The sequence below is a fragment of the Neisseria sp. P0022.S010 genome, assembly GCF_051956635.1.
Genome location: NZ_JBQCXF010000055.1, coordinates 1 through 14,371, shown reverse-complemented (window position 1 = coordinate 14,371; position 14,371 = coordinate 1). Strand labels below are relative to the sequence as shown.

Here is a 14,371-nt window from a genome sequence, read left to right as displayed (position 1 = left end):
CTCGTGAAACCAATCCAGTATTTACGGCCACTCAATTAGCCCTCTTCACCAGCCTTTCCGCTGTACCGCGTACATTTATCAATGCTTCGGCAGGTTATCTGATTGAAGCGATGGGTTACTTTAATTTTTACTGGCTGTGTTTTGCTTTGGGCATACCCGGCATGTTGCTGCTGTTTAAAGTGGCACCATGGAACGGTAACAAAGCGAATACCCGTTTGTAAGGCTAAATCTCCTTAACAAACAAAAGGCCGTCTGAATGTTCAGACGGCCTTTATCATACAAAAACTTTATTCTGCTTCAGGCTTGACAGTGCTGCGGACATCGCCGCTTTTTTCTTTATGTTTCAAAACAGCGCGGTCGAGTTTGTCCATCAAAACATCAATTGCGGCGTACATATCCTGTTCAATCGCTTCAACGTGCAAATCTTTGCCTGCCAGATGGACATCGGCTTCAGCTTTTTGGCTGACTTTTTCCACCGAGAGCGTGATGGTCACGGAAATGATGTTGTCGGCGTGGCGGCTGATTCGTGCCAACTTGTCGGAAACGTAGTTTTTGATGGCTTCGGTAACATCAAAATTCAGACCGGTGATTTTCAGATTCATGATACAGCTCCTTCGGTTGGTTAGTCCGTCAAAACGGATCGGAATATATCTACTCGGTAAATTTTCGTTTGTGTGCCGGCGGGATGTCTAATGATTCTCTATATTTAGCCACTGTACGTCTGGCGATTTCAATGCCGCGTTGTTTTAATAATTTGACGAGGGCCTCGTCCGAATAAGGTTTGCTGCTGTCTTCGCTTTCAATCAGCTGGCTCAAGACAGCTTTGATTGCGCCTTGGCTGAACCCTTCGCCCTCATCGTCGGCATTGACTGCCTGTGTGAAGAAATAGCGTAACGCAAACAGGCCGCGCGGGCAAGACAAATATTTCTGGTTGGCGGCGCGCGAAATGGTGCTTTCCGCCAAACCCAATTCGGCGGCAGCATCTTTCATCAGCATGGGCGACAGGCCGATTTCGCCGAAGATGAAAAAATCTTCCTGATTTTTGACGATATACTCGGCAAGGCGGAGGACTGTGCTTTTGCGCAATTCCAAAGAATCAATGCGCTGTTTGGCTTCGCTGATTTTTTCCTTCCACTCCGGCGCACCCTCTTCCGCCGATTTCATCAGGTCGCAATATTCCTGATTGAGCTGCAGCTTCGGCCAAGCCTCCTCATTGCTGATGACTTCCCAGCCGTCCTTACCCTCTTTGACCCAAACGTCAGGCTGAATATAAGGCGTAGGCGTGGCAGAGGCGAAACCGTAGGCCGGATAGGGATTGAGCTCGGCAATCATATCGAGCGCGGCTTCTATGGTTTCGCTGTCGGTATCGGGATAGAGTTTGCGGAAACGCAGAACGTTTTGTTTGCGGTTTTTGCCTAACTCTTGAAGCGAACTTTGCACCAAATGCGCGGCCATTTGTCTAGCCGGAGAAGCCGGCAAACGCATTAATTGCAGCATGAGCGACTCGGTCAAGTCTGCCGCAGCCACGCCGGGCGGATCAAAGGTTTGCAATACATCCAGCGCGTTTTGCAGGGCCTCTTCGTCCAGCATCCATTCTAACGGCGTGTGGTCGATGATTTCTTCGAGACTGTCGGTGAGGTAGCCTTGTTCGTCCAAAAAATCAATCAAGACGTGAACATAGGCTGCTTCCACTTGCGAAAGCGGATGCTCGCACACTTGGGCATGCAGATAGTGTTTGAAATCCTCTTCTTCGGCGATGTTGCTCCAAATATCTTCGGCATCGTCGCCGCTCAACTGCTGACCTGCACGCGGCATGGTTACCGCACGGTTGAGCCCGCTATCGGCAAACTCATCGGTTTCCGGACGCTCAAGCAGAGGATTGTCTAATAACCAGTCTTCCACTTCGCGCTCAAGCTCAAGACCCGACATCTGCAAGATGCGCAAAGACTGCTGCAGCCGCTGGTTGAGCTGCTGGGTCTGTTTGAGTTTAAGGACGAGTGAAGACATAATGTTTAATTCGAAATGTATGGATAGTTTTTCAGACGGCCTTTATACGGCAGGCCGTCTGAAAGATTAGTTTATCGGTATTATATTTGTATTTTTAGTGATTATTCCAATATTTATAGCCGCCCTCAATTGAAATGAGGGTCTCAATATACCGTCAAATATGCATTCAATATTTGAAATTTTCGCCCAAATAAACCGAACGGACTTGTTCATTGTTGACCAAATCATCCGGCTTGCCTGAAGCCAATACCGTACCATCACTGATGATGTAGGCACGGTCGCAGATGCTGAGGGTTTCGCGCACGTTGTGGTCGGTAATCAATACGCCGATACCGCGTGATTTGAGGAACTCGATGATTTTCTGAATATCGATGACGGCAATCGGGTCAACGCCGGCAAAAGGTTCGTCCAACAAAATGAAACGCGGCTGCATGGCCAGCACGCGTGCGATTTCGACACGGCGGCGTTCGCCACCGGACAAAGACGGCGCAGGGTTGTTGCGCAGGCGTTCGATGTTCAAATCGGCCAACAATTTTTCAAGTTCGGCATCGATGCGGCTTTTGTCCTTCATGCTGATTTCCAAAATGGCGCGGATATTTTGTTCCACGGTCATTTTGCGGAAAATCGAGGCTTCCTGCGGCAGATAGCCGACGCCGAGGCGGGCACGTTCGTGAATGGGCAGGTGACGCAACTCTTGGCCGTCCAACATCACGCTGCCTGCATCGGCGGCAATCAGGCCGACAATCATGTAAAAGCTGGTGGTCTTACCCGCGCCGTTGGGACCGAGCAGGCCGATGACTTCGCCGCTTTCGATTTCAAGGGAGAAGCTTTTGACGACTTGGCGTTTTTTGAAACTTTTTTGCAGGTTTTGAACCACAAGACGGCTGTTGTTTGCGCTCATATTCTGTTGACTTTCGATATTGACCTCAGGCCGTCTGAACCTTTTTCAGACGGCCTTTTTGTGTGTTTTCTTATTTGTTTTTCTGCGTGCTGGACGGCTGGATGACAACGCTGACACGGCCGGATTTGGCAGCGGATTTCACACCGGATTTGGCGCTGCCGTTGATGGTGTAAACCTCGGTTTTGGTATTGTAGGTAATGACCGCACCTTCGGCTACATCGCCGCCGCGCTGTACTTTGGCATTGCCGGACAGGGTAACGAGGTTGGCTGCGGAAGAATACGTCACGGTATTGGCTTGGCCGTTGACCACGCCTTTGCCGCCGTCCAACTCTTGGCTGAATTTGACGGGCGAGCCGGTGGCTTTCATCAACTGCTCGCTTTTGTCGTTGCGCGAAACGGTTACGCTGCCGGCACGGATATTGAGCGTGCCTTGTTTGATGATGACGTTGCCGGAAAAGGTGGTGCTTTGGTTGTTTTGGTCAAGCGAGCCTTGGTCGGCTTCGATTTGAATCGGCTGCTTGCTGTCGCTTTGCAGGGCAAAGGCCGGGCTGGCGGCAAAAACGGCAACAAGGGCTAAGGTTTTACAAATTTTTTGTATCATAAATTGTGGCTTTCACTTTGGAAGGGAAATTCAGCAAACCGGTTTTGTGGTCATAAGTCATGCCGTTTGCCTGACCGCCGGACTGTCCGTATTGGAAAGTAACCGGGCTGTCGGTATGGGCGTATTGTGCTTCGGTATCGACATTCAAACGTTCGGTTTTGACGATGCCGGCCAAACGCTTGGCATCTGCTGCTTTATTTAAGACAACATTCTGTTCAAAAACGACTTTTTTGTTTTGGATATTGTACACGGCCTTGTCGCTGCCGACTTCGTACAACAGGCTGCCGTCGCGGTAAAACGAAAGATGCGGTTTGTCCAAATGCACGTCCACGCTATTGGGATATTGAACGGCATCGGCCGCGCTCAGGTTTTCTTTCAGACGGCCTTCTTGGTCAAAACGTTTGCCGTTGATGCCTTTCATCGAATATTGCGGCTCATTCGGATTGAGGACGACTTCTTCGACCTGCACTTCGCTGATGCGGCCGAGCCACGCCGCCAGTGCGCCGAGTGAAACGGCCAACACCAGCGGAAAAGCGATTCCGTAACGCCATCTGATTTTCATCGTACATACTCTTTCAAAGCAGGTTCAAGCGTACCTTGCGCCTGCATAATCAAATCGCACACTTCACGCACCGCGCCTGCGCCGCCGGAACGTCGGGTTACATAATGGGCGTATTGCAAAGTAAACCAATGCGCTTCAGGGACGACGACCGCCAATCCGCAACGCACCATCACGGGCAAATCGACAACATCGTCGCCGACAAAGGCGCACTCATGCTCCTCCACACCGGCCTGTTCGCGTAATTGGGCGTAGGCGGCACGTTTGTCGTGAATGCCTTTGAAGTAATAGTTGATACCGAGCTGCTTCACGCGGATACCGACGGAAGGCGCATCGCGGCCGGTAATAATCGCCGTTTGCACGCCGCTGGCCTGAAGCATTTTCAAACCGTGTCCGTCCAAAGTGTGGAACGATTTGATTTCTTCGCCGTTGTCGCGGATAAAAATGCGGCCGTCGGTCAAAACGCCGTCCACATCCAGTATCAGCAGTTTGATGCCTGAAGCGCGTTGTTGCAGGTCGGAAGAGAGGTTTTGCATAAGGTTTCCTTATTTCAGACGGCCTATTCTAGCATAAGGTCGTCTGAAAACGTTTTTGCCGTCGATTCAGACAATTCGTGCCATCAATAAATCGTGCATATTCAGCGCGCCAATCAGCATGCCGTTTTCTTCGACCACCAACAAACCGTTCACATGGCCGCTTTGCATGGCTTTCAAAGCTTCGGTGGCAAGGCGGTCGGCGGAGATGGTTTTCGGCGAAGCGTGCATGATGTCGTCCACTTTCAAACCGGCAAAGCTGTCGCGTTCTTGAAACAGACGGCGCAAGTCGCCATCGGTAAATACGCCTTTCAGACGGCCTTCGGCATCGGTTACCGCCAACATGCCCAAGCCTTTTTCACTCATGCGGACAATGGCCTCTTTCAACGGCGTACCCAACAAAACGGCAGGCAGGGCTTCGTCTTTGTGCATAATATCCGCCACGCGCAACAGCAGGCGTTTGCCCAAGCTGCCGGCCGGATGGCTTAAAGCAAAATCGTCGGGCGTAAACGCGCGTGCGCGCAGCAGGACAACCGCCAGTGCATCGCCCAACGCCATGACGGCGGTCGTGCTGGAAGTCGGCGCAAGGCCGAGCGGACAGGCTTCTTTGGAAACCGCCGCGGTAATATGGATATCGGCATGCCGCGCCATGGTGGAAGTCGGATGGGCAGTGATGCAGATGAGCGTGATGTTTTTGCGCTTCAACGCCGGAATAATCGCCGCAATTTCATCGCTTTCGCCGGAATTGGAAATGGCAATCACGACATCGTGGTCCACAATCATGCCCAAATCGCCGTGCGCCGCTTCGGCAGGGTGGACGAAAAACGCAGGCGTGCCGGTGGAAGCCATGGTTGCCGCCATTTTGCGGCCGATGTGTCCGGACTTGCCCATACCGGTAATGACCACCCTGCCCTTGCAGTGCAACAACGCTTCCGCCGCACGGACAAAATCATGGTTCAAAGCCGCCGCAATTTCACGCAAACCTTCGGCTTCCGTATCCAATACATCGCGCGCCCAGTCGAGATAAAGTGTGTTTTCCGCCATCAAAGCCGCCTTTCATGCTTGAATTTAGGTTTGTTTTGCCCAAATTAATCAGCTGTAAACTGTTCAAATTCATCGAATCGGCGTAGCATTACCGCCACTTCACAAACAAACCTATTATGTAAAAGGAATCAGAGATGACTATTTTATCGGACGTTAAAGCATTAGGACAACAAATCTGGTTGGACAACCTCTCCCGTTCGCTGGTACAAAGCGGCGAATTGGCCGAAATGCTCAAACAGGGCGTGTGCGGCGTAACTTCCAATCCTGCCATTTTCCAAAAAGCCTTTGCAGGCGATGCCCTGTACGCCGACGAAGTAGCCGCGCTCAAACAGCAAGACCTGACCCCGAAACAACGCTACGAAACCATGGCGGTTGCCGACGTACAAGCCGCTTGCGACGTATGCCTTGCCGAACACGAATCCACCGGCGGCAAAACCGGCTTCGTCAGCCTCGAAGTTTCGCCTGAATTATCCAAAGACGCGCAAGGCACGGTTGAAGAAGCGCGCCGCCTGCACGCCGCCATCGGTCGTAAAAATGCCATGATTAAAGTACCGGCAACCGACGAAGGCATCGAAGCGCTTGAAACCCTCGTTTCAGACGGCATCAGCGTCAACCTGACCCTGCTTTTCTCCCGTGCCCAAACCCTCAAAGCCTATGCAGCCTACGCGCGCGGCATTGCCAAACGTTTGGAAGCGGGACATGATGTTTCCCATATCCACGTTGTCGCCAGCTTCTTTATTTCCCGTGTCGATGCTGCGTTGGACGCCACCCTGCCCGACCACCTCAAAGGCAAAGTCGCCATCGCGCTGGCCAAAGCCGCCTATCAAGATTGGACGCAATACTTCAGCAGCAGCGAATTTGCCGCACTTGCCGAAAAAGGTGCCAACCGCGTACAACTTTTGTGGGCATCTACCGGCGTGAAAAACCCTGCCTATCCTGACACGTTGTACGTTGACAGCCTGATTGGCGCCCATACCGTCAACACCGTTCCCGATGCGACACTCAAAGCCTTTATCGACCACGGCACCGCCAAAGCCACTTTGACCGAAGGTACGGACGAAGCCCAAGCGCAGCTCGCCGAAACCGCCAAACTCGGCATCGATGTCGAAACTTTGGCAACTCGTTTGCAGGAAGACGGTTTGAAACAATTTGAAGACGCTTTCGCCAAACTACTGGCTCCCTTGGCTTAAGCGGATTGAACGGACGGCCGAGAAACTTAAATCATTTTGAAAAGTCTCAGGCCGTCTGAAACCCAAATTCGGGCGTGTACGGCACGCCCTTTTCTATCACGATTTGAATACCGTGCAGGCATGCTGCCCCTGCCCTACAAAAACCACCCTGCCATGTATATAGGACGTTTCGCCCCCAGCCCTACCGGCCTGCTTCATATCGGCTCCCTACTGACCGCCGTCGCCTCCTATGCCGACGCGCGCGCTCATCAGGGCAAATGGCTGGTCCGCATTGAAGACCTTGACCCCCCGCGCGAAATGCCCGGCGCCGCCGACGACATTTTGCGCACGCTTGAGGCTTTCGGCTTTGAGTGGGACGGCGAAGTCGCCTATCAAAGCCGCCGTTACGACCTATATCAAGACACACTCGACCGCCTCAAAGCAGCCGGGCTGGTGTATCCCTGCTATTGCAGCCGCAAAGACTGGCAGGCGGCGGCAACACATGGCGCAGACGGATTTGTGTATAACGGCCGTTGCCGCAATCCTCAGCAAAGACCCGACACGCAAAACAAAACTCCGGCATGGCGCATTCAAGTTCCCGATCGCGTAATCGGTTTTTCAGACGGCATTGTCGGACATTACGCACAAAATCTGGCACACGATATCGGCGATTTCGTCCTGCTTCGTGCCGACGGCTATTGGGCATATCAGCTTGCCGTGATTGCCGACGATGCCGACCAAGGCATAACGCATATTGTTCGCGGTCAGGACTTGCTCGTTTCCACGCCACGCCAAATCTATCTGCAACAATGCCTCGGCGTTCCCACACCGGTCTACGCCCACCTTCCCCTATTGACCAACAGCCAAGGGCAAAAATGGTCAAAACAAACCCTTGCCCCGGCTTTGGATTTGAATCAAAAAGAACAGCTTCTCCGCCAAGTCCTAACCTACCTCAACCTACCCGATGCACCCGCCGTAAACCGTCCGCAAGAATTACTCGATTGGGCGGTGGCGCACTGGCAAATGGACAAAATCCCAAAATCGTCCATTATCACGAAATGAATTAGCACGATTACAACAAAATTACTCTAGGTATTACAATATTTCATAAAATTATGTAAGTAATCTTCAGATTCATTCCAAACCATGCCCAAGAAGCGAAAAATCATGTATATTTCAAAAATTTCCTAAAATTGTCACAAACTGATAATTTCAAGGTTGTAACAACATACGGCTGACGCGTTATTGAGGATGACAAAGCGCGGCAGATCTCCCACGATACAACAAAAAGAATACCGCTATGCCAAGTGCCATTATTGTAGAAGACGAAGTATTAGCAGCAGAACGCTTGCGTGTATTATTGGAAGAGTGCAATGTCGTACTGCTCAACGTCTTTCACCATGCCATGCCAGCATTGGAGTGGCTGAGTGTCCACGAAGTCGACATCGTATTTGCCGACATCGGCATGCCGGAAATTGACGGTCTCGAGTTTGTCGAACGCATCAAGCGTACCGCCAAACGCCAGCCGGAAATTGTATTCACCACAGCCTACGAAGAACACGCCCTGCGCGCGTTCGAGCTGGCTGCCGCAGACTATCTGCTCAAACCGATCAAAATGACCCGCCTGCAAACCGCGCTTGACCGCATCATCGAGAAAAACCGCGAAAAAGCAGACAGTTTCACCCATTTCAAAGTGTATAACCGCGAACGCATGGTCGAAATCCCCTGGCAACAGGCGCGTTATCTGATGGCGGAACACAAAACCGTCTATCTGTTTACCGGCGATGGCCACAGCTACGAATTACCGAAGACCCTGGTTTACTGGGAAGAGTTGCTTGGCGACAAAGTCATCCGCATCCACCGCAACGCCCTCGTCTTCCGCCACACCCTCGACAGCCTGATTCGACTGGACGATGACGAAAACGACGAATACGCATCCACATGGGGCGCAAAAATTCTCGATATTCCAACCCCGTTGCCCGTCAGCCGCCGACAACTGTCCACCCTGCGGAAAATCATTAAAAACAGCATCTAACAATGCGCTCTTTGACTCGCTCTTTTTAATCAAAGGCCGTCTGAAAATATCTTTTCAGACGGCCTTTTAACTTCTCATTTCAATAACAGAAAGTAGAAAAAAGAAACGACTAAAACCTACCGTTTGGACTTATCCAGGCTTTTAATTTAATCAAACCGTTTTACCCACAAACAAGGTTTTCTATTTTTTAATCCAACATCTCTCAATTATTATCACTCAACAAAAAGGCCGTCTGAAACATTCAGACGGCCTCGATACTCAAGCCTTACCGATTAAAAGAACAATTCACGCCAGCTGATGCGTTTGAGTCCGCATTTCCGGCCTTCCACTTTCAGACTGTGCATCTTATCAGAGTTGGTCAACAGACTGCGCTCGGCTTGGGTTGCAAAACATTTATTGTTTGGCACACTCGGCGTAGCGTTCAACTCTTTATCCGTACCCGTGCCACCGCTATCGCCATCGGCGGTTACCGGAGAATCATCAGCCTTAGAGCCGTTCAGATAAGTAAAGTTGACCACACCGTCAAACACCATACCGCTGGCGTAATAAACTTGACCGTTGTTTTCACGTTTGATGAATTGGCGGTTTTTATCGGAAATACGCGCATCACGCAAACCCAAACGGCCGCCGTTTTCCGCATTGACGCCCAGAATAATCGTTTTCGCAGTCGTTTGTGTGGACGTACTGTCCGGCAAACAAACATCGGCACTGGAAGAGTCAGTATGAATTGTTTTGGTTTCATACTTGCGGATGGTCACGACGGCTGTACGCAAAATCATCGTCGGTTTGACAGTCACACGTTCATTCGGATCTAAAGTCAGACTCCAGCCTTTTTTATCTTCACCAACCTTATTATCGCTGACGTAAATGTGTTCGCCGTCACTTTCTCTGGTTTGCTGTTCCAACTCACTGCTGTTTGCCAAAACTGCTTTATCAGATACATCATCGTAAATACCGTAAACGGCATTGATTTGACCGTTGGTATTATTCAATTCATTCTGATAAATCTCGCTACCTGTACCAAAAATAACAACATACTTATCTTTGCTGCGGCGCGATACCGCAGGCGCAGACGTAATCGGTTGATTACCCGAACCTTGGAAAATCATCTGTGCAGACCATTTGGAAGGCGTTTCGCCACTCAAGTCAAAGCGGAACATATTGCCATAACGGTCGCCGGCATAGGCAATATCGACAATGCCGTCAAAATCGGTATCTACCAAAGTAGGGGTAGAGAGGCCGCCTTTGCCATTGGGTGCAGGAATTTTAGCCAAGAGTTCACCGGCTTTAGAAGAAGAAACATTAGTGCCAGTATTTTTCGTCCCAGCCTCTTTACCTGTCATATCATAGACATATAAAGCCGTTTCATTATCGGCACTGTTCACATCTTCAGTACGATAACCGCTGGCCAAGAAGCCTGCATAACGCACGTCAGATTCCAGATTAACCGGAGTAGCATTGCGTTTAATGGAAACACGGCCGATTTGTGTCGAACCAATGGTATAGCCCAGCTTATTGCCAGAGCCTTTTTCTGTTTCAAACAAAGGTACAGTCGTATTCCAACCACTACGATCGCTGTTAGCTACCGCACCAATATTCAACGCATACGCACCGCGTCCACCCTGACCCATCGCACCAAACATAAAGGTTTGCTTCTTATCAGGTGTTTGGCGGAGAACAAAACCACCATTAACCATATAGCGGTGTGGTGTGCCGGAGCCGTAACCATCGCGTGCAATATCTTTCAGAACTTTACCTAAAGTTGTTGCTTGGCCTTGATCGTCCTCGCGTTCCATGCCTGCCGGAATATAGCTGAGTTTCAAGTCATAAGGATTGCTAGGCGTATCATTACGGAAAATATGTACCATGCCGTCATTGGCAGCGACGACCAAAAACTCTTGACGGCCTTTATCCTTATTCCCAATAGCAGCAACCGAACCGTCTAAAATATCGCCCAAATTACGTTCATCTTTATTTGGATCATTAGGGTCAGTCGGACGGATACGATAAGACTGGCTATAACCTTTTGCTCCTGCATCCGCTTTGATGGCTTCATCACTACCTGCTCGGCCAGTCCATTTCAGCAATGCATTTTTCCATTCCAACTTATCTTTTGCACTGCCGTCTGAAATGCCAAATTTGGCATTTGAAGCCCCATTGTCTGCAACTCTATCGATAAAATAGGTCTTACTGCCGTCATTAACCAAAGTAAGGCGATTATTAAATGATGGCTGGTCAAACTTTGTCGTATTGATAGGCGTACCATCACGGTTTAATTTATAAAACCGCAATTGACTGCTCCAAGAGCCGGTATTCAAATGAACCGTTGCCGCCATATCGGGAATACCTGTACTGGTCGTTGCCGGCGCAGTAGAGGATACTCCTTCAAATTTCGTATTTTTGCTGTCATTTTCAATATTGTCGACGATGGCTTTAAAAGCTACAAGCAAATCTTCTTTTTTCGCAGCATTAAAATACCAGTTTTTACGGCTTGCACCGTTTTCCAGATACTCTCTCCCGACTTCAGAAATTCCTTCACCAAAACCCACAGTAAAAGTCTGAACCAATTGCTTGCTGTAATCTACACCTTTGGGATCGCTTGGATCACCATCCCAGCTCTTATCTGCAGCATCTTTGCCATCTTTTTCTGTTTTGATGTCTTTTTCTGCCAAAGTTTGACTAAAGAATCGCATACCGCGTTTTTCATCCTTATAGTTTCTATCCCAATAAGGAACAATGATTTCGCCAATACCTTCAACTTCACGTTTACCATTCTTATAATTAGGCAAAAAAACCCAATTGCCAGATGCATCTTTTCTATACCTTGTATTTTGACATTGGAATTTTTTTTCCGCTTCCGGAATCTCTTGGGTCGGATCATAAATCGGCAAATCAAAATGGCCAAATTTTTCGCCCTGCTTATGATTATTCTCATAAGCTTTTGCCTCAGACGGACCGAAATATTGGTATGCAGACGTACCCGCACTACGTTCAATATTGCGGTAATAGTTTGAATAGTAATCATCCCTATCATAGTTGAAGTTAGTATTGCGAGATAAGCGAGGATCCTCACCATAACTCTGATTGCTACAACTCATATTGGCATCACCGTCCGACATCACAATCACATAAGACTTCTGACAACGGTATTTGATTTTGGGCATCACAACGTTTTTGACTACTTCATAATAACGGCGCGTGATTGGCGTAGCATGACCAGGGTCGATACCATCTACCCTCTTTTGAACGTCCTGCCAATCATCGGTAAAGCCCTCCTTATCTGGAATATCAGTACCACCATTATTATGCAGGGTTTGCAAACCCCACTGGAATTGTTGTTTTTTGCCATACTCCTGCAATACTGACTTTAGAGCCTCCTTAGTAATCGTTATTCTTTTATCAGCCCATACAGATGTTTCCTTACCTTGCACATTCCATTGCATACTGCCCGAGTCATCAATCAAAAACATAATATTGTGTTTGACTTTGGGTTGGCCGTTGACGGCGGTTTCGTTTTGCAGGTAAAACGGAATTTTGGCAAATTGCTGCGTATTTGCCTGAACGGAAAAGCTGATAAGCGCTAAAGCGGAAGCGACGCTTGCATGAATGAGGCGATGGCGGCCTGATGGAGCGTTTTGCATAATGTGTTCTTTTTTCATCGGATAATCTCAGCTAAAAATGACATTGTTTTTATTTTTTATAAGGCTACGATTTTAGCATAAACAGCCTGTTCCATGTTTGATTCAGCTGAATTTCCCTACGCCTACATTTCAAACACAACAAAAATGAAACAATCTGCCTGATCAGTTTTCAGACGGCCCGACTGGATATTTAGTTCAACCTTACTCATCAGGCATTCCAAAAGCAAGGGATTGTCCCGTAAAGGTAAAACATTTTTAAATTATCGACTCCTTGCTCTATGCTTGAAATTCCTATCATTTTGACTTAAAATACACTGCTTCTACGGCATAGACCGCTATGTCTGAAAAAGCACGTTACACAGCAAAATCAAAGCTGCGGAGCGTGTTTTTTTTTAGCCGAGATTTCCGAAGGCTGTCTTTTTTGTAAACAATTTTATTTTTCAGACGGCCCGACCCATTTTTTTCGAACCGACCATCATCAGGCAAACAGGATTCCATCATGACCACTCCGGCTCTTCTCGTTCTCGCTGACGGCAGCGTATTTCACGGCACATCAATCGGTTACGAAGGTTCGACTTCCGGCGAAGTCGTGTTCAACACTTCCATGACCGGCTATCAAGAAATCCTGACCGACCCTTCCTACTGCAAACAAATCGTTACCCTCACCTACCCCCACATCGGCAATACCGGCACCAACGCCGAAGACGAAGAAAGCCGCAGCGTTTACGCCGCCGGTTTGATTATCCGCGACCTACCGCTCTTGCACAGCAACTTCCGCGCCTCCGAAAGCCTGCACGACTATTTGGTACGCAACAAAACCGTCGCCATCGCCGACATCGACACCCGCCGCCTGACCACCCTGTTGCGCGAAAAAGGCTCGCAAGGCGGTGCAATCTTGACCGGTGCAGATGCCACCGTTGAAAAAGCACAAGAACTGATTGCCGCATTCGGCAGCATGGTCGGCAAAGACTTGGCCAAAGAAGTTTCCTGCACAGAAACTTACGAATGGACCGAAGGCGAATGGAAATTGGGCAAAGGTTTCGTTACCCCTTCCGAACAGCCTTACCATGTCGTCGCCTACGATTTCGGCGTTAAAACCAACATCCTGCGCATGCTCGCCTCACGCGGCTGCCGCCTGACCGTCGTTCCGGCGCAAACCAGCGCGGAAGAAGTATTGGCACTCAATCCTGACGGCGTATTCCTGTCCAACGGCCCCGGCGACCCCGAGCCTTGCGACTACGCCATCAAAGCCGTACAAAAACTGATGGAAAGCGGCAAACCGATTTTCGGTATTTGTTTGGGACACCAGCTGATCAGCCTCGCTATCGGCGCGAAAACCCTGAAAATGCGCTTCAGCCATCACGGTGCCAACCACCCTGTACAAGATTTGGATAGTGGCAAAGTCGTCATTACCAGCCAAAACCACGGTTTCGCCGTCGATGCCGACACTTTGCCTACCAACGCACGCATTACCCACAAATCCTTGTTCGACAACACCTTGCAAGGTATCGAACTGACAGACAAACCCGTGTTCTGCTTCCAAGGCCACCCCGAAGCCAGCCCGGGTCCGCAAGATGTCGGTTATCTGTTTGACAAATTCATTGACAATATCAAAGCGGCGAAACAATAAAGCGAATTTTTCAGATGGCCGTCAAATCCGGCAGGTCGTCTGAAAATCAAGCGATTCAAAATCCTGTAACTCAAGTCAGAAAGGAAACCCCATGACTGAAAAACAAATGCGTATCCTCTCCGTTGTCGCCACCCTGGCCGCCGTCGGTATGTACGTTTCTTATATCCCGCAAATCCAAAACAACCTTGCCGGCAACCCCGGCTCGCCGTTGCAACCCCTCGTCGCCGCCATCAACTGCACATTATGGTTTG

At 49.5% G+C, this 14,371-nt stretch carries 12 protein-coding genes and 2 pseudogenes; 6 read left to right on the top strand and 8 right to left on the bottom strand.

From position 1 onward, the window contains the following. Window positions 1–221: pseudogene (locus ACTHUT_RS07650) on the top strand (AmpG family muropeptide MFS transporter); the annotation flags it as partial. A gap of 66 nt (window positions 222–287) precedes the next feature. On the opposite strand, the gene hpf reads toward ACTHUT_RS07650, so the two are convergent. The 7 genes from hpf to ACTHUT_RS07615 form a co-directional block, all read right to left on the bottom strand. Then, window positions 288–602 (bottom strand): ribosome hibernation-promoting factor, HPF/YfiA family, encoded by a 315-nt coding sequence (hpf, locus tag ACTHUT_RS07645; RefSeq protein ID WP_003748344.1) that lies wholly within the window; start codon window positions 600–602, stop codon window positions 288–290. 49 nt (window positions 603–651) lie between these two features. Further along, entirely contained in the window at window positions 652–2,007 is a 1,356-nt protein-coding gene (rpoN, locus tag ACTHUT_RS07640) for an RNA polymerase factor sigma-54 (protein WP_440386042.1), read from the bottom strand. A 166-nt stretch (window positions 2,008–2,173) separates the two neighbouring features. Next, on the bottom strand, window positions 2,174–2,908 hold the full coding sequence (gene lptB, locus ACTHUT_RS07635; protein WP_003679854.1) for an LPS export ABC transporter ATP-binding protein: 735 nt from the start codon (window positions 2,906–2,908) through the stop codon (window positions 2,174–2,176). 70 nt (window positions 2,909–2,978) lie between these two features. Beyond that, window positions 2,979–3,509: a lipopolysaccharide transport periplasmic protein LptA gene (gene lptA / locus ACTHUT_RS07630; RefSeq protein ID WP_003748337.1), complete on the bottom strand. Its 531-nt coding sequence runs from the start codon at window positions 3,507–3,509 to the stop codon at window positions 2,979–2,981. Next, window positions 3,490–4,071 (bottom strand): LPS export ABC transporter periplasmic protein LptC, encoded by a 582-nt coding sequence (gene lptC, locus ACTHUT_RS07625; protein WP_440386041.1) that lies wholly within the window; start codon window positions 4,069–4,071, stop codon window positions 3,490–3,492. Before lptC ends, lptA begins: the two co-directional genes overlap by 20 nt. Continuing rightward, complete coding sequence (locus ACTHUT_RS07620; RefSeq protein WP_440386040.1) at window positions 4,068–4,604, bottom strand: KdsC family phosphatase; 537 nt, start codon at window positions 4,602–4,604, stop codon at window positions 4,068–4,070. The genes lptC and ACTHUT_RS07620 overlap by 4 nt, the downstream gene beginning before the upstream one ends. A gap of 66 nt (window positions 4,605–4,670) precedes the next feature. Next, window positions 4,671–5,645, bottom strand: a complete 975-nt coding sequence (locus ACTHUT_RS07615) for a KpsF/GutQ family sugar-phosphate isomerase (protein ID WP_049348782.1) — start codon at window positions 5,643–5,645, stop codon at window positions 4,671–4,673. Between the two features lie 134 nt (window positions 5,646–5,779). Between ACTHUT_RS07615 and tal the strand changes: the two genes are divergently transcribed. From tal to ACTHUT_RS07600, 3 genes are all read left to right on the top strand, one after another. Next, window positions 5,780–6,835 carry a transaldolase gene (tal, locus tag ACTHUT_RS07610; protein ID WP_440386039.1) on the top strand — a complete coding sequence of 352 codons (1,056 nt, stop codon included), beginning with the start codon at window positions 5,780–5,782 and terminating at the stop codon, window positions 6,833–6,835. A gap of 153 nt (window positions 6,836–6,988) precedes the next feature. Continuing rightward, the gene (gene gluQRS / locus ACTHUT_RS07605; protein WP_440386152.1) at window positions 6,989–7,876 is read left to right on the top strand and encodes a tRNA glutamyl-Q(34) synthetase GluQRS; all 888 of its coding nucleotides are present in this window, start codon (window positions 6,989–6,991) and stop codon (window positions 7,874–7,876) included. A 238-nt stretch (window positions 7,877–8,114) separates the two neighbouring features. Further along, window positions 8,115–8,849: a LytR/AlgR family response regulator transcription factor gene (locus ACTHUT_RS07600; RefSeq protein WP_003686784.1), complete on the top strand. Its 735-nt coding sequence runs from the start codon at window positions 8,115–8,117 to the stop codon at window positions 8,847–8,849. 272 nt (window positions 8,850–9,121) lie between these two features. Here the strand turns inward: ACTHUT_RS07600 and pilC are convergent, their stop codons facing one another. Beyond that, entirely contained in the window at window positions 9,122–12,508 is a 3,387-nt protein-coding gene (gene pilC / locus ACTHUT_RS07595) for a PilC family type IV pilus tip adhesin (RefSeq protein ID WP_440418718.1), read from the bottom strand. A gap of 481 nt (window positions 12,509–12,989) precedes the next feature. Here pilC and carA point away from each other — a divergent pair, with 481 nt between their 5' ends. Together carA and ACTHUT_RS07585 are read left to right on the top strand one after the other, a co-directional pair. Next, window positions 12,990–14,120: a glutamine-hydrolyzing carbamoyl-phosphate synthase small subunit gene (gene carA, locus ACTHUT_RS07590; RefSeq protein WP_440386037.1), complete on the top strand. Its 1,131-nt coding sequence runs from the start codon at window positions 12,990–12,992 to the stop codon at window positions 14,118–14,120. 91 nt (window positions 14,121–14,211) lie between these two features. Then, a pseudogene (locus tag ACTHUT_RS07585) lies at window positions 14,212–14,371 on the top strand (SemiSWEET family transporter); the annotation flags it as partial.